This is a genomic window from Pseudoalteromonas sp. SG44-17 (assembly GCF_014164235.1).
Lineage (GTDB): Bacteria > Pseudomonadota > Gammaproteobacteria > Enterobacterales > Alteromonadaceae > Pseudoalteromonas > Pseudoalteromonas rhizosphaerae.
Window position 1 is genome coordinate 130368 of sequence record NZ_JACJEV010000002.1, and the last position, 17017, is coordinate 147384.

The 17017-nt window shown below is 39.9% G+C and carries 14 protein-coding genes; 4 read left to right on the top strand and 10 right to left on the bottom strand.

The features are described 5' to 3' along the window. Positions 1 to 19: 19 nt before the first annotated feature. From H5182_RS02055 to H5182_RS02070, 4 genes are all read right to left on the bottom strand, one after another. A complete protein-coding gene (locus H5182_RS02055) occupies positions 20 to 535 on the bottom strand; it encodes an Ig-like domain-containing protein (RefSeq protein ID WP_145234389.1) in 516 nt (171 codons plus the stop codon). An 11-nt stretch (positions 536 to 546) separates the two neighbouring features. Further along, positions 547 to 2139 carry a DUF4331 domain-containing protein gene (locus H5182_RS02060; RefSeq protein ID WP_145234387.1) on the bottom strand — a complete coding sequence of 531 codons (1593 nt, stop codon included), beginning with the start codon at positions 2137 to 2139 and terminating at the stop codon, positions 547 to 549. 177 nt (positions 2140 to 2316) lie between these two features. Continuing rightward, positions 2317 to 3003 (bottom strand): anti-sigma factor domain-containing protein, encoded by a 687-nt coding sequence (locus tag H5182_RS02065; protein ID WP_145234383.1) that lies wholly within the window; start codon positions 3001 to 3003, stop codon positions 2317 to 2319. Then, positions 3000 to 3539 carry a sigma-70 family RNA polymerase sigma factor gene (locus H5182_RS02070; RefSeq protein WP_182730842.1) on the bottom strand — a complete coding sequence of 180 codons (540 nt, stop codon included), beginning with the start codon at positions 3537 to 3539 and terminating at the stop codon, positions 3000 to 3002. Before H5182_RS02070 ends, H5182_RS02065 begins: the two co-directional genes overlap by 4 nt. Positions 3540 to 3901: 362 nt before the next feature. Between H5182_RS02070 and H5182_RS02075 the strand changes: the two genes are divergently transcribed. Both H5182_RS02075 and H5182_RS02080 read left to right on the top strand, forming a co-directional pair. Continuing rightward, the gene (locus H5182_RS02075; protein ID WP_149979978.1) at positions 3902 to 4903 is read left to right on the top strand and encodes a branched-chain amino acid aminotransferase; all 1002 of its coding nucleotides are present in this window, start codon (positions 3902 to 3904) and stop codon (positions 4901 to 4903) included. 274 nt (positions 4904 to 5177) lie between these two features. Next, positions 5178 to 6803 carry a diacylglycerol kinase family protein gene (locus tag H5182_RS02080; RefSeq protein WP_145234378.1) on the top strand — a complete coding sequence of 542 codons (1626 nt, stop codon included), beginning with the start codon at positions 5178 to 5180 and terminating at the stop codon, positions 6801 to 6803. A 42-nt stretch (positions 6804 to 6845) separates the two neighbouring features. Here H5182_RS02080 and H5182_RS02085 read toward each other — a convergent pair whose 3' ends face one another. Then, positions 6846 to 7112 (bottom strand): VF530 family DNA-binding protein, encoded by a 267-nt coding sequence (locus H5182_RS02085; protein WP_145234376.1) that lies wholly within the window; start codon positions 7110 to 7112, stop codon positions 6846 to 6848. A gap of 65 nt (positions 7113 to 7177) precedes the next feature. Beyond that, the gene (locus tag H5182_RS02090; RefSeq protein ID WP_182730768.1) at positions 7178 to 7480 is read right to left on the bottom strand and encodes a DUF1496 domain-containing protein; all 303 of its coding nucleotides are present in this window, start codon (positions 7478 to 7480) and stop codon (positions 7178 to 7180) included. 181 nt (positions 7481 to 7661) lie between these two features. On the opposite strand from H5182_RS02090, the gene H5182_RS02095 reads away from it, so the two are divergent. Continuing rightward, positions 7662 to 7895, top strand: coding sequence for a TIGR02647 family protein (locus H5182_RS02095; protein ID WP_145234371.1), 234 nt, complete (start codon positions 7662 to 7664; stop codon positions 7893 to 7895). 6 nt (positions 7896 to 7901) lie between these two features. Here the strand turns inward: H5182_RS02095 and maiA are convergent, their stop codons facing one another. Continuing rightward, positions 7902 to 8531, bottom strand: coding sequence for a maleylacetoacetate isomerase (gene maiA, locus H5182_RS02100; RefSeq protein ID WP_182717586.1), 630 nt, complete (start codon positions 8529 to 8531; stop codon positions 7902 to 7904). Between the two features lie 7 nt (positions 8532 to 8538). Further along, positions 8539 to 9840, bottom strand: a complete 1302-nt coding sequence (gene hmgA, locus H5182_RS02105; protein ID WP_182733980.1) for a homogentisate 1,2-dioxygenase — start codon at positions 9838 to 9840, stop codon at positions 8539 to 8541. A 129-nt stretch (positions 9841 to 9969) separates the two neighbouring features. Here hmgA and H5182_RS02110 point away from each other — a divergent pair, with 129 nt between their 5' ends. Beyond that, positions 9970 to 10401 (top strand): MarR family winged helix-turn-helix transcriptional regulator, encoded by a 432-nt coding sequence (locus H5182_RS02110; RefSeq protein WP_149979983.1) that lies wholly within the window; start codon positions 9970 to 9972, stop codon positions 10399 to 10401. A gap of 63 nt (positions 10402 to 10464) precedes the next feature. Here H5182_RS02110 and H5182_RS02115 read toward each other — a convergent pair whose 3' ends face one another. Further along, positions 10465 to 13542 carry a carboxypeptidase regulatory-like domain-containing protein gene (locus tag H5182_RS02115; protein ID WP_145234362.1) on the bottom strand — a complete coding sequence of 1026 codons (3078 nt, stop codon included), beginning with the start codon at positions 13540 to 13542 and terminating at the stop codon, positions 10465 to 10467. A 275-nt stretch (positions 13543 to 13817) separates the two neighbouring features. Next, positions 13818 to 16994 carry a TonB-dependent receptor gene (locus H5182_RS02120; protein ID WP_182733981.1) on the bottom strand — a complete coding sequence of 1059 codons (3177 nt, stop codon included), beginning with the start codon at positions 16992 to 16994 and terminating at the stop codon, positions 13818 to 13820. Positions 16995 to 17017: the final 23 nt, after the last annotated feature.

A 17017-nucleotide genomic window follows, 5' to 3' on the forward strand; every position in this document is an offset into this window, starting at 1 on the left:
GCAAGTTTTATTGTGTGATTTAGTTGTTACCTAACAAATCGTCAAATGTGGCATTTTCATCCGCATTTGTGAATGTACGGCCGTTCACACTCAGTGGCTTATCGGTAGCCGCTTGGTTAAATGCTGCACGGCCTAGTTGTGCAAAATCGACTTCAAGTGCTTCAATAGTGATATCAACCATTGCGGTAACTTGGCTGTTTACCCCATCACTGACTGCAAAGGTAAAGCTATCAGAGCCAGTCGTTTCAAGGTTCGGCGTATAGGTGTAACTACCATCACTATTAACCACTACCATGCCTAGCATTGGCTCAGTAACCAGACTGAAGGTAAGAGTATCTCCTTCAGGATCAGAACCTTGTAGCATGTCTTCAATTACAACTTCTGTTTGTGTGGTTACCATATCAGCTGTTGCTATGGGTGCTTTATTTACCATCGGTGGTATCTCGACGGTGTTATGGTCGTCATCATTGCTACAGCCGCTGAGTGTAAGCGCAGCAAGCAATAACCCAAGATGTGATAATTTAAAATGTTGCATGAGTGTTCTCCTTATTTAGACCCTGCAAGTGGAGTTGCTAGATATGGGAAGCTTGCATCCATCATCGTAGCGTTCACTGGTGCACCATCAGTAAATGGTACGTTACCTACACTGGCATCATCAGATGTGCACAGGCCTAAATCAGTATTTGTACCATTTACTGGAATTGGATAGCATAAGCGACCCATTACCACACGTAGCGCAATATCAACTACATCATCACCAGGACGACGGCCATTTGGGAAACCCGCTAAATCATCGCCAGCAACACCGAATGCTGATTGATCTGCTTGTGCTTTTGCAGCGATATTGGTATTTAGACGCAGCATTTCAGCGCCTGTAACAGTGGCCAATTGATTAACGCCTGGGAAACCAGTTAAAAATGCAGTTACTAAGTCATTACGTGGAAAATTCGTTGGTGCAAGGGTCGCTAGATTTGCCCCTAAGGTGGTGTTAACCGCATCTTTGAACAGAATATTTAATAGCTCTGGTAAAGATGGGTGGGTAACATAATCAATAAATTGACCATCGTCTTTAGGCTGTGAACTTGAGAAGGTATCTTTGTCTTTTAAACCAATTACCAGCTCATTAACAAGTGGATTACCTAAACGAGATACTTGAGTAAGCGCACCACCGTTTACCGCATTGTTAGCAAATTTAGCATTTGGGTTTAAAATACGCGCCTGTGGTAAGCTAGCTGTAGTCCATGTGCCAATAGTGCCATTGCCATTACCAACTACACAGCTTTTAGGTACTTCAATAGCAATTGCGGTCACATTTTTATCTGCTAAGTCATCATTATCTGCCGATTGTGTAATTCCTCCAGGGAAGCCCTCGCCATCACCTGCGCCCGGCGCACTGTCGCCTTCTACCGGCACATAGTTCACTAAGTCAAAGGTTTTGCCTAGGTTCACCACGAATGGATCTTTACGTTGGCCAACAAATACTTTTGCCATACCGTCACAGCCCGGGATCGCTACTTGATATACAAATTGCGCTGCGTAGCTTTTATAGCCATCCATTGATGAAAACGTTTTATCGCCAATATAATCAAGTGGCTTGTGGAATTCATTACTGCTGGTCATGGTATTAGTTAGCATGGTTTTGCTACCTGTACGCTGATCACCTGCGATCATCGTCATAGTGTATGATTCGCTAAAGTTAACTGCGGCATTATTGCCAGCTGCAACACCACCAACATTTTTAAGTGGTACAGCAACAGTACGTTGGTTGCCTTCAGGGCCAACGGTTAATGCAACGCCTTGATTGTCATTAGGCAGCATACTTTTGAAGTTAAAGGCGAAACTAATATCTTCAATCGCATCGCCATCGTTATCAATATGGATGCTGTAGGTTGCATCAGGATCCATGGCAAAATAGTTAGGTCCACCATAGCCATCTTGCAGTGGAATATAGTTTGCAATCAGGGTGACATAATCACCACGGCCTTGTTCATAACTGTTAAATGCATAAAAATCTGTTGAATCTAAAGTCGGGAAACGACTGATATTTGGAGCTTCACGGTGACTTGACGCCTCTGATGGGGCGCTTACTAAGGTACTGCATACTACAACTGCTAATATTGACGGAGTTAAAGCTTTCATGACTTTGTCCTTTAGTTTTAATAAATAGTGGTCATAGTTAATAACGCATGGTGGTCGTAATTAGATGCAAAGAAACGTAAATAAAGTTAATAAAATGTCTTTTTATTTGTATTGTTTTGATTTTAAAACAATAAAAAACCAGCTTGCGCTGGTTTTCAACTATCTTTTATTGTTTTACTACAATAAAATTAATTCAGTAGTGTAAAGTACTTCGCTAGGTAAGCCGTTTGGTGAGCCACCTATTGGCTCTATACTAATTGCTAACAGGGCAATATCTTGCGCGTTAAAACGTGCGTCTTTCAATATTGATTTAACGCCATCTTTAGGAAGTAGCCCTAATGATATTGGTATATCTTGCCCTTTTAAAATCATCCACAGCTCATAATCTTTATCCGTCCTTGCCGTAAGCTGCTCGCTGGCTTTTATTGATAAGCCTTGCTCGTTGATATCAATAAACCATAATGGTTTTTCGCTGGCATCTTTAAACAGTGCAATTTGCTGAGTGTTTTGCCCTACAGGCGTTTGTGGCTGCCAAATAATCAAAGCTAATACTACACAGGCTGCGGTAGCAATTAACGACCACGCTTGCCAAATACCAGTTTTAGGTTGAATAACATTGTTCGATACTACTTGCTGTGGGTCAATACGTTGTGAAATTGCTTCCCAAACATGGCTATCTGGCGGCACAGATTTAATTGAGCTGGCTAAATTATTTAAATGTTGCTCCCACATCCAGGTCGCCTCTCGAACACGATTTGATGAGAGCATCAAACGTTGAAAGCGTTTGCGAGCAGAGCCTTTTAATGTTCCTAACACGTATTCAGCCGCCAACATATCGATGAGTTTTTGATTGTCATAATTCATAACGTTAAGCACCTTTGCAACTGTTGCAGGCCGCGTCTGATCCAGCTTTTTACTGTGCCAAGCGGAGTATCAATATGATCAACTAACTCACGGTGAGTCAAGCCTTTGTAGTAGGCTAAGTGGATCGCCTGTTTTTGCTGTTCATCTAGTTGCTCTATACAATCAACGAGTTTACTTTTATCTTCGTAATCAATAGCTAAAGGTGAGTCAGTTAAATCATCTGAGATTGCTGAGTCGTCATCTAGGGCTTGCTCTTTACGGACTTTATGATAGCGCAAAGAGTCTAAGCTACGATAACGAACAATGCTGATCATCCAGCTGATGACAGTGCCTTTAGTTACTTGATAATCAGATGCATTGTGCCAAATTTTCACAAATGCATCTTGTAGCGCTTCTTCAGCATGTGCACGATTGCTTAACATTTTTAAGCTGATCGCAAACAGCTTTGCACTTGTGGCATTATACAATTTAGCAAATGCCTGTTTATTGCCCTGTGCGGTTGCACTTAGTAGAGGTAATAATTCGTCGGTTTCCATAAAGTTCCTATTTTTATTGTCAGTTGGTAAACGTTTCAGGATGTAAATTGGATGCAAAAAACCAACTAAATGATGGGTGCTTACTATTATTTTCATGCTTTTCCACCAGTTAGCCTAGCAGCAAAATACGGCTTATCAAGTTGAGAAGCTCCGTCGGCTATTTGGTAGCAAGGTTTTACAATCGAAGTTTTGAAGTGATTAATGACTCTTTTAAGTAAAACAATATGGCTGACAAAATTGAAATTTTACCAAATTGCAAAAAAATCCCGTTGCTTACAATAAATGCCTTGTTTTAGTTATGGTTAAACGGTGCATGAATGTCATACAATGGGGTAAAAGTAGACCACATAAGAGAGATTAAAATGGCCGCATTCGGTACCGTATTTATGCCGCAGATGATTCAAGCACGTTTTACTGATAACGCTTGGAGCGAAAGCTCTGTTGTTCCGTCAGATAAAATTGAACTTCATGCTGGTGCACATGTTCTTCACTATTCAAGTACATGTTTTGAGGGGTTAAAAGCATTTCGCCATGAAGACGGCTCAGTTTATATTTTCCGTATGGACGCTAACATTGCCCGCATGAAACAAAGCTCGCATTTATTAAGTTTACCTGAAGTTGATGGAGCCATGCTTGAAAAAATGATCATTGATATTGTTCGCCAATATGCTGATGAAACGCCGTTACCACCGGGCTCTATGTATATTCGTCCAACTCATATCGGTACTGAAGCTGCAATTGGTAAAGCGGCTGTGCCGTCATTAAGTTCATTATTGTATGTGCTATTATCACCTGTTGGTGATTACTTTGCTGGTGGCGCGACTGCGCTGCGAGTATTGTTAGAAGAAGATGGTATGCGCTGTGCCCCACACATGGGTATGATCAAAAGCGGTGGTAACTACGCTAGCGCATTAGCACCCATTACGGCAGCACGCTTGCAACATCAAGCCGACCAAATTCTATTCTGTCCAGGCGGTGATGTACAAGAAACTGGTGCCGCAAACTTTATTTTAATTGATGGTAATGAAATTATTACTAAAGCGCTAGACAGCACCTTTTTACATGGCGTGACGCGCAGCAGTATTTTAACCATCGCTAAAGATTTAGGTATGACAGTATCCGAGCGCAATTTTACAGTCACTGAATTACTTGAGCGTGCTGCAAAACCGGGTACTGAAGCTGCTTTATCTGGCACTGCTGCGGTATTAACCCCAGTGGGTACTTTTATTCATAATGATAAAGAATACAAAGTGGGCAGTGGTGAAGCAGGGCCAACGACAATGCGTTTGCGCCAAGCCCTTAACGATATTCAATGGGGTAAAGCACCAGACACCCATGGCTGGTTAACCAAAATCGACGTGTAAAGTTAAACGATATGTTTTTATAAAAAGCCTAGGTTATTTATAACCTAGGCTTTTTTATGGTCTAAGTTATTTAATAATCTATACTTTCAACTGTGTAAGTTAGCTGCAAAGGTGTGTAAAAATAACGTATGTAAACACAGGAAGTATCACTAAACTAATCAGTTGATATCTTAATGCTATGAAATATATATGAATATTTATTTCTGTGAAATTTTATTAGTGGCGCATAGATTGCATTTCTATTTGGGTATAACTAACGACAAAAGGAGCGTTTATGTGGGCCGCAATAAGTTACTTATTATTGGCAATTGTATTTATCATTATGGGGTGGCAGGTTAGTCCTAGCTATTTTTCGCTGTTATTCTATTGGACGGCTTTATCTTTATTACTGGTAAGCGGTGCCTATTTTTTTAATATTGCAAAAATTTTTCGTAAACGAGAAAACGGTGTTATCCCGTTTTACATTCGTTGGGCTTTCATACCTTTTTTATTGGGGGCACAAGTTTATAACGCGTGGAGCCGAAAGCACGATAAAGTACCGCCATTACAACAAATTAACGAACACTTATTTTTAGCCTGTCGCTTATTCCCTTCAGATATAGATACTTTAAAAGATAACGGTATTACCGCGATTTTAGATGTAACCTGTGAATTTGATGGACTTGAATGGTCATCAACACAAGAAAACATAAACTATTTAAATATCCCTGTGCTTGATCATCGAGTCCCAACACGTTCGCAGCTTAATCAAGCGATTAACTGGATTGCCCATCATATTAAAGATAATCGTCGAGTGGTGGTGCATTGTGCGTTGGGTCGTGGTCGATCGGTGTTTGTGATGGCGGCTTATTTACTCAGTCAAAATAAGGAGGCTGATGTACATCAAGTGCTTGCGCAAATAAAAGAAACACGCGAAACCGCTAATTTAAATAAACACCAACTACGTCAACTAGTTAAACGCCATAGAAAGGGTGAGTTATTAATCAAAAATAAAGCGGTATTAATTGCTAATCCAGTTTCCGGCACTAAGTTATGGCAGCAAAAAGAGCATTTAATTGTTGCGCGTTTATCTGCTTATTATAACTTAAAAGTGATGATCACATCAGTTGAGAAAAATGGGATTGTGTTGGCCAAACAAGCGATAGCTGATAAGCCAGATATGATCATCGCCTGCGGAGGCGATGGCACAGTGGCAGAAGTGGCAAGTGTTTTGGTAAACACAGACTGTAAATTAGGTATTATCCCATTTGGCACGGCCAATGCTCTAGCACATGTTTTAATGGGAATTAAGTCAAAGTTGATCCCTGTGGAAGTAGCATGTGATTTGATTATTGAAGGGCAAACCAAGCAAATGGATACAGCATATTGCAATGGTGAGTTAATGCTGCTGTTAGCAGGGATTGGCTTTGAACAACACATGATTGAAAAAGCCGATCGGGATACTAAAAACGAGCTTGGTCAGTTCGCATATTTACAGGGCTTCTGGCAAGCTTTAGGCGAACAAAAAGCCCAAGATTTCACAGTACAGCTAGATGATAACGAGCCGCAGCAAATACATACCAATAGTTTAATTGTCGCTAATGCTGCACCTTTTACTACTTTACTAGCGCAAGGTGGGGGACAGCCTGATCACTATGATGGCTTGCTCGATGTTAATTGGCTCACTCCAAACCAAGACGCATCAGCCAATGTATTAAGTATTGCTGAGCTGGTATTTAGCAGTATTACCCAAGCACATTTTGCGATTAATTCACATCATACCAATGCGCGCCGCGTTGCAATATCGGCGACTCAGGAAATAAAATATGTACTTGATGGTGAAGTTAAAAGTGCTGATAAATTGATCATTGAAATTACTCCGCAATCACTGGCGGTGATCTGTGCAGAGCAGGTCGAGTAACTGAACTTGTTGCGCGTTATAAGCTATAACGCGCAATTGCTGTTACTTCTTTTTAATACTAGGCCACACAAAGCCACTGTTTTGCGGTTGTGCATCGACACAGTTATCGAGGTATAACTGCTCGACCTTGGTACGAGCCCAAGGTGTTTTACGTAAAAATTTTAGGCTCGATTTTACACTTGGGTCTGATTTAAAACAGCGAATATCAACATGCTCACCCATCGCTTTCCAGCCAAGTGTTTGCTCGAGTTTTACTACTATTTGTTCGAGTGTAATGCCATGTAACGGGTTGTTTGCTTGCTGATTCATAATTCACTATTGCTTGATAAAAGTCGCTGCTATTGTAACGTAACTGTGCGTTGATACCAATTCTATTAATTAACGCGAATTGTTTTAGGAGCGGTTGGGTAAATAATTTCATTTTGCTCGTTGAGCATTAACCAATTTAACGCGCTATTATTGTGATGAGGGTTTTTTGCTGCACAAATCACCCGCACATTAGCCATTATAATAATCGCACCTTCGCTGTAGCGTTGATCTTCAAACCAACAGAGTTGTTGCTCGCTAACTATATTTTTTGCGTCAAGAAACAAGGCTGGTTTTTGATTATTACTGAAACTATTAGCCGAGTAAATTACACTGATAAAACAGATGCCTATAATCGTTATAATTCGCATATTTAGCCTTTGCATTAAAAAATAACTACACTAAGCTTATACCTAAGTTATCCCAAAATACTAGTTTCAGTTGCAATTAAATGCGTTTAAACCAGCCCACTTAGGGTTTTAGGGTGACTTGGCCATAAAATGTGTTAGGGTAAAATCCACAAAAATAATTTTCTAAAGACAAGGTGAGCACATGCAATTTAAACAAACGATGATTGACGAATTTACACTGTTAGCAAAATTTCCATTAACCAGTAAAATGCAAGGTATTAAGTTACATAGCGATGCTGATGAAAGCTTATTAAGCGCAGCACAACGATTGTTTGATAAAGGTATTATAGATAGCCCAGATGGCGGTTACTTAACCGATCTGGGCTTAGATCTGATAGAGCACGTAACCGTGCTACACAGTGCGTTGGGTAATTAAAAAATATCAGGCTGCATCCGGTTGGTTTTGTGGTGCAGCATCAATAAATGCATCAAGCTTGTTACAACGTTCATAAATGGCTGCTATTTTCGGATACGCAGTCATATCAACGTTAAAACGATAAGCATTAAATACTTGCGGCACTAAACACACATCAGCAAGGCTAGGTTTATCACCCACACAATATTCATTTGTATGATCAAGTAGCTGTTCAATTTTTTCAAAACCAACCTCTACCCAATGACGATACCAGGTATTTTTGATTGCATCGTCAGCACCAAGTTCACCGCTTAAATATTTCAGTACCCGTAGGTTATCAATAGGATGAATATCGCAGGCAATGGCATAACATAAATTACGGATCTGGGCTTTTTGCCAGGCATCACCAAATAATAGTGGTGTGTCGGGGTGTGTTTCTTCAAGGTATTCTAAAATTGCCATCGATTGTGCGAGTACACCGTCATTGGTTTCCAGCGCAGGTAATAACCCTTGCGGGTTTTTATCTAGGTATTCAGGTGCTTGTTGCTCAGATTTTAGTAAGTTAACAGTTACTAACTCATGCTGAATATTTTTTAAATTAAGCGCAATACGCACGCGATATGCGGCAGATGAACGAAAATATGTATAAAGTTTCATGGTTCAATTATCCTTGTGGGCCACTGTAGTGTTTTTTAATAGTACGCCAGCAGTCAGTGTAGTTAGGTTGGCGCTCTTTGCCTTCTAATGCGTATTTTGTTGGTGAAATAACGTAACGTGATTCAAACATAAACGCGAGGGTATTTTCGTAGCGTTGCGGTTCAAGCTCTGCGTTAGAGGCCTTTTCAAATACATCAGCTTCTGGGCCATGCGGTGACATACAATTATGTAAACTCATGCCTCCTGGTACAAAACCGTGCTCTTTGGCGTCGTACACGCCTTCAATTAAGCCCATAAATTCACTCATAATATTGCGGTGATAATAGGGTGGGCGAAAAGTGTTTTCTGCCACCATCCAGCGTGGAGGAAAAATTGCAAAATCAATATTAGCAACGCCTTCTGTGCCTGATGGGGATGTCAGTACTGTGAAAATAGACGGATCCGGATGATCAAAGCTCACTGTATTCATTACATTAAAACGTGCTAAATCATATTTATAGGGTGCACTGTTGCCCGTCCAGGCTACAACATCTAAAGGGGAGTGGCCTATATCACAGCGGAACATATTACCGTTGAACTTAGCAACCAACTCAAACTCACCTTCTTTATCTTCAAAGGCAGCAACAGGGTATTGAAAATCACGGTCGTTAGCGTAGCCGTTGGCTCCCACTGGGCCGCGCTCAGCTAACACATAAGCATGACCATAATTTTCACAGATATAACCACGAGCAGTATCAGAGAGCAAAACGACTTGGAATTTAATGCCACGCGGGATCACTGCGATTTCACCCGCTTTAATCGTTAAATTACCACATTCTGTTTTCAGCAGTAACTGACCTTGCTGCGGCACAAATAACATTTCGCCGTCGGCATTATAAAAATAACGATCAGTCATTGATTTATTCGCTACATAAACATGGATGCCAATTCCTGTTTGGCCATTGGCGCTGCCGTTTGCAGCCATAGTGATCAAACCATCAATGAAATCGGTTGGTGTGGTTGGAATATCAATTGGATCCCAACGAAGCATAGTAGGTGGAGTTGGGACTTCGGTAATTGGGGCGGTGCGAATTAAACCGTTATCAATTGCGCTGTAATCACCTTGGACAACCGATGGGCGAATACGGTACATCCAAGTGCGGCGGTTATCAGCACGCGGCGCGGTAAATGCGGTGGTACTAAATTGTTCAGCGTATAAATCGTATTTTACTTTTTGCGGGCTAAACTGCCCAATAGGCAATGCGCCAGGCAGAGCTTCGGTTTCAAACTCATTGCCAAATCCTGTCATATATTTTAATTCGCTGGTCATCACTCGACTCCTTTATGTTTTACTGTAAGATACTCTCAAGTGAGACTAAATTCAAACATCGTGCTTTTTGTCACTGTACATATTTATGGACACTTAAACATGATTGTAAATTAAGAGGACATAGCCGTTATGGCTCTCGATTTAGAGACATTTTTACCTTATCGTCTGGCTAACTTAGCCAGTAAAATGAGTGAACAGTTTGCACCCGTGTATCAACAACAAAGTGATTTAAGCATTCCTCAGTGGCGTATTTTGTTTAATTTAGCCCAGTTTGGACAAAGCAACGCGAAAGCATTGTGCGAGCAAGCAGCAATGGATAAATCCACGGTATCGCGTGCTATTAAGGCATTGATAGATAAACACTATGTAGTGAGTTTAATCGATCCAGCAGATAAACGCGCCAGCTTGTTAGCGTTGAGTGAGCAAGGGTTGGGCTTGTATCAGCAATTAGCCCCAGCTGCTTTAGCGTGGGAGAAGAATCTGTTGGATGTTTTAACTCAAGCCGAGTATCAAACCTTGCTTAGTTGTTTAGATAAGTTAACTAGTAAATTAGATGAATAAAACAAAAAGCCCATCAAAAGATGGGCTTTAAAATTAATTTAATTTGTAAGTTACTTTAGCAAATTAGAATGTGTATTTAACACCTACACGCATTTCCCAAAGTGACGGCTTAGTTTCTACACTTGCACCTGCTGGATCATTAAAGCTGGTGTAAACGTATTGACCATTAACAATTTCAGTCGTTACAGCGTTTTGTAATGCGCTGCCGCTTTTCAGCACGCCCCAATCGTCATTTAGCATGTTACCGATGTTTTTGATAACAAAGTATGCTGAGCCTTTTTGATCATCAGTAAAGCCCATAAATTCTTGCTCAACTTTGAAATCGAACGTAACCCACCAATCACCATCAATGCTGTTACGGTTATTGATTTTACCGCGAGTTAGGCCTTCGCTTTCAACCCACTCATTAAAGGCTGCTTGATCAAAATCTGCACCATAAACAACTTGGCTGTCGTCAAGTGTTGGTACATACAATAATTGACGAGCAGCATCGTTGTATCCCATACCACCTGATCTTGAGTCAAATCCATATGAGTAAGGTGTTGTTTGTTGTGCTTGACCAAATAGGTTGAACTTAGTCTCGTAACCATCAAATAACTCATGGCTATACGCTAAACTCATCGTAAAGCGGTGCGGAATTTCATAGTTAGATGTTGCCACACCTGGGTTTTCAGAATCAGACACCGCAACGTAATGATAGTTAGAAAATGCTACAGAGCTAGTCATCGGGTTAACATCTTTAGACACTGTATATGCATAAGAAAGAGCAAAATCGATGCCATTATCAAATGACTTGTTCATTGCAAGAGACAGAATATGCGAGTAAGCATCATCGCCTTTAACATTGGTTAACAAGAAGTCTGAACCACCATTGTAAATTGGGCGACCATCTGGCGCTACACCAGTTTTTTCATATGCTAAGTTTTTAACAATGGCTGAATCTTGCTTATCGGTATAAAGGTAGTCAACATTAAACACATAATCGCTTTCAGTGATATAAGTACCACCTAGTGAGAATTTCCATTCTGATGGAATTTCAAAGTTAGGATCCGTCACATTTACATCAGCATCAGCACCACCTTGGCCTACTTTATCATATAAGCCTTGTGGAATATCGTAACCAGGTTGACCTGCGCCATTGAATGCTATTGCATCAGGACCAAGGATTTGGATATTTCTTTGATTAACTTGAACATTACGAACACCATCGTTTGAATAGCTGTTAGAAATCCATACGTTAGGGTTACCACCTGAATATAAGCCAATACCGCCGCGCAATTCTAACTGATCATTATATATCCAGTTAACACCTAAGCGTGGTTGAAGTAAGTCAACCCCATCAAGATTTTGGCTATTTGAATAGCCATAACGTTCTTCAAAGTTAGCATTATAAGTTGGTGTATCATCACTGGTATACCAGTCATAACGAAGACCTGCAGTAAATGTTACATCATAATCAATAAGTGCAAACTTATCTTGGAAATACACTGTATTCAGTGCATATTTGAATTCACCCGCGGCATCATCAGGATTTTGGCTTGAAGCGTTACCATAGTAAATTCTGTCTACAAAGCCGCTTTCAAACTCTTCAATAGAACCAAAACGGTATTCACCTTCATTATGCTGTACAAATAAGTTGAAAACATCAAGCTCTTCACGCTCATAGCCAAATGATAGCTCATGGTCTTCAAGGTAATATGTACCACCTAATTTAAGTGATAAATTATCATACTTAAGTTTGTTCGCTTGGCGAGAGTCATCAGGACCCATGTAAATATCAATATCACCAGTATCGATTCTAAACTCACCAAAACCAGATGCTGCATCAAGTGAATTTTGACGATTATCAAGTTTTGAGTAACCTACGCGAACTTCAGTTGAAAAGTTATCAGTCCAATCTGAATATACTGATGCTACGTAAGATTGTAGCTCAGCACCACGCTCATAAAAATGATTAGATAAAGCGATTTCGCTAGAATCTGCGTCTGACTGGGCTAGGCTGAAGCCGTCGTTATAGTTATAAACAAAGCTTGCACGGTGAGCTTCGTTAATATTCCAATCTAGCTTAACTAAGATTTTTTCATCTTCAACTGGCATGCTAGGTACCATAGTACCTGGGTCATAATTATATTTATCGATAGCAATTTGGGTAACGCGATCAATAGTTGCCTGATCAATTCGACCGTTAGCAAATGGCGTATAATTAAAAATTTGTGCGCCTTCAAGCTTCTCATAAGAAGTGAATAAGAATAGCTTATCTTCAATAAGAGGAAGGCCTACGTTAAAGCCGTAACGTTTTTCTGAGTAATCACCAAGCTCTTGTTTCTCGCCTTCAATTGAGTCACCTGACATTGAGTCATTGGTATAATCATAGAAGAAACCACCAGTGATTTCGTTGGTACCTGACTTTGTTACGGCGTTAATGTTACATGAAGTAAAACCACCATATTGAACATCAAATGGTGCAAGTTCTACTGCAACTTGTGCAATTGAATCAAACGAGAAAGGCATTCTTTCAGTAGGGTAACCACTTGAGTTTAAGCCAAAGTTATCGTTCATACGAACGCCGTCAACAGTTAAGCTGTTAAAACGTGGGTTACCGCCGCCACAATTGATAGCACCAGCGTTTGTTTCATCGATATAGATACGTGGATCAGCGCGAATAATATCTTTTAAGTCACGGTTAATAGCTGGTTTGTTTTCTAAATCATCTAAAGTGAAATAAGCAGCTGGACCTGTGCTGCCTGATTGAGCGCTAATTGGCGCGCCACTAACAACGATTTGTTCCATTTGTTGCGAGCGAAGTGCAACAGTTACTGGGTAAGTTTGACCAAGTGTTAAATAAACATCATCAAGTTGAGTATCTTCATATTTATCAGAATCAACAATGATTTTATATGGGCCGCCTACGCGTAAACCTTTTGTAGAGAAGTTACCTTGTTCATTTACTGTTGTTGTTTTTGTTGAACCAGAAGGTAAGTGGATAATAGTAATTTGAGTACCAGTGGCTGGGTTGCCATTTGGACCTGTGATTTGGCCTTTTACAGATGATGCAGTTTCATTTGCAAACGCTGCGCCACTTACGCCAACACAAGCTGCGATAGCAAGTGAAAGTGCTGTTTTGCGTAGTTGAATTTTCATTATTAATTTCCCGTGTAAGGTGTAATATTTTTTAGTTTTGGTATTAATTTGCTCGGATTTTCCAAGCAGCTAAATTGTACCCTATTATTTCATTACAAATAAGTTACATCGCACATAAATTTGTAATAAAAGTAGTTTAGAACAAAATTGCGGTTTTTCGAGCAATTTAGTACCCATGGGTCAATTTACTCATTAAATATGACAAAAGTATGAAACCCAGTGCTTTATGCATAAAAAAACCCGCTAAAAGCGGGTTTTACATAGAGTTTTAAAAATTAGAACTTGTAGCTGATACCAATCTTAGCTTGCCATGTTGATGAGCTCGTTATTTGGCTATAGTTTCTTACATCAGCTCCACCAAAGCTATTATCAATAATATAGCGTCCTTGGTCATCAAGACCACCAAAATCATAAATAGATTGGTCTGAATAGCCCAAGCTTTTTTCTATACCCCAATCGCTATTAAGTAGGTTAGCGAAATTATCAATCATAAGGTATAGCTCGCCACTATGGCCGTTAGCAAAGCCAGGGATTTCTTGTTTAATGCTGATGTCCATGGTGGTAACCCAAGGCTGCGTTCCAGTATTTTTACCGATAATGCCGCCACGTTGAGAGATACCTGCGCGGTCTAAACGCTCTGCTAATTGTGCCCAATTCATTTCAGAATCAGCCCAATTGACATTCGCGTCATCAGCACCCGTTGGAATATAGGCCAAATAAGCACTGTTGGTAAATAAAGAACTTGTGTCGCCTAAGTGAGCATCTTTATACATATTCATTGTATAACTAAATGGACGACCAGAACGGCGTTCAAAATACATATTAAATTTAGTCGCATAACCGGCAATAAATTCAGCATTGTAGCCTAAGTTAATTTTGAAACTATGCTCAACTTCATAAAAGCCACGTGCTGCCACATCTTGGTTACGATTAGCCGTAATATTGTGCTTATAGTTACCTTCGGCTTGCGACGCTGATCCAACAGAAGACTCAGTAACATCTTGATGAGCATAACTTGCAGAAACAAATAAACCGTTATCCCATTCTTTAGCAATACCAGTAGAGATAATGATAGAGCGACCATCGTCGGTTGAATTAGTCATTGCAATATCAACATTATCTTTCAATGCACCACTGTAGATGGTTTCATTAATTACACGCTCGCCGTCAGCAGCTAAACCAATAGGACGGATAGAGGTATTATGCCATACAGCTTCATTTTCTTTTTTGTGGTAAGCAATTTCGGCCTGCCATTTAAAGCCATTACCTAATAGTTCAGAATCAAATTCATATTCAAAGCCAACTTGGGCACGAATACTTGAAGGTAGCTTGAAATCAGGATCAATGTAAGCGGTGCTTCCAGCGCCTTGCACTAACGAATTTTTAATAACATCAGGGACCTGAGTGATATCTGCTGGGTTATTTTGGTAGTAGTCGTTTATTACACTATTTGGTGCAGAAACGAGGGTAATACCATCTTTTTGAAATGAGTTGTTATACCAGACATTTGGAATGCCACCTTGGAAACGACCAATTCCACCGTTGATAGTTAATGCTTCAGTTGCATAATATTTAAAGCCAACGCGAGGTAGAATAATATCTAAACCATCAAGGTTCTCTTGATTACTAAAACCATAGGTGCTTAGAAAGCTTTCATTAAGAGTCGGTTTATCATCAGATGATAAGCGCTCATAGCGAAGCCCAGCTGTCACTTCTAAGTCATCACTTAAGTAAAAAGTATCTTCAACGTATAAAGCAAATTGACTACGTGTAGCATCATAGGCGGTATCTGCTGAATTATTAGTGTACGCATTTTGATATGAGAAGTTGTATGCACTCACTTCGCGGTTAGCAAAATTTTCTAGACTAGTGAATTTCCATGTACCTAATGAGTTTTCAGCAAAGAGGTTATATAAACGAAGTGACTCATATTGAGCCCCAAAGTTTATTTCGTGCTCGTCCATTAGATAAGTTGCATCAAACATCAGTGTTAAGTTTTCAGTTTCAGATTTGTTCGCATGGCGATATCTATCAGTACCAAAATTAAAATTAGGGCCATTTCTGCCATCTTCTTCTACGGTAATGCTGCCTAAGTTAGAGCGAGTAATACTGTCAGAGGTTACATCTTTATAGGCAATACCAATCTCTGTTGAAAAGTCTTCAGTCCAATCAGAGTAAAGTTTAGTGGCAAAATTATTAAACTTAGTAACATATGCATATGTATTTGATTTTAAGACTACTCTATTTCCACCTTTACTCTCATTTTTCTCAGCTTGATCGTCTTGCCACTGGTATGTGAAATCTATGCGATGCTCATCACTGGCATTCCAACTAAGTTTAACCAATAAATTTTTATTGGTGTCTTCAGGAGCCCCGGCTAATGAGTCTGTTAAACCATATTCGTCATTTAAAATAGCAATAAAACGATTGTAACTGTCTTCGGTTATATTAAATTCATTTGCAGCACCAGAATCTTTAAAGCCATACTCTAAATCCTGCTCACTTGACCACTGTGCGTAGTTTACAAAGTAAAACAGTTCATTTTTAACAACTGCGCCACCGACATTAAAACCAAAACGTTGTTCAGTTTGAATCGGTTTTACTTTATTTGTTGAATAAGTTTTATAACCGGCTTCATCAGTACCTCTTTCGTTAATTGTTTGAACATCGCCGGCCATATCTGGTGTAGATGTTTCATAGAAACCTGAAAATTTGAATTCGTTAGTACCAGACTTCGTTACGGCATTTATTGTACCGCCGCCAAAGTTACCTTTAGAAGCTGAAAAAGGTGATACGTCTACTGAAACTTGCTCTATTGCATCAAGTGAAACAGGAGGTTGAGACGTTGGGTAGCCCTTAGGATTCAAACCAAAGTCATCGTTTTGACCAATACCATCAACAGTCAGGCCATTAGTACGAGGGTTGCTACCAGCAAACGTTAACTCGCCATTACCATTGATACTTGCTAAAGGATTTAGACGGGCAATATCTTTAATGTCACGGTTAAAGCTTGGCATATTTCTGATTGTATCTTCGCCAAAGGTACTGCTTGAACCACCAGATTGTTGAATAATTTTATAGCCTGATACTTCAATTTTTTCGATGTTAGCTGCTTGAAGCTGAGAATTAAGACGATATGTATCGCCCAGCTCTAAATATATATTTTCAAGCATGGTATCGGTAAATTGGTCTGAATCAATAAACACAGTGTAAGGGCCGCCAACACGTAAACCATTGGCAATAAAGGTACCGCTTTCATTGGTTGTTAATTCGCTTACAGTGCCAGTTGGTTGGTGAATAACTTTAATTTTCACATTTGCAGCTGCAGTGCCAGAAGGTGTAGTAATTTTACCACGCATAGCGGATGAGGTATCTGCTGCCATTACGCTTGTAGAAACACCTAAGGCTAGGATCACAGCCCCAGTTAATTTCGAAAGGCGAAGCTTATTCATTTTGTTGATTCCCGTGGAAAGTT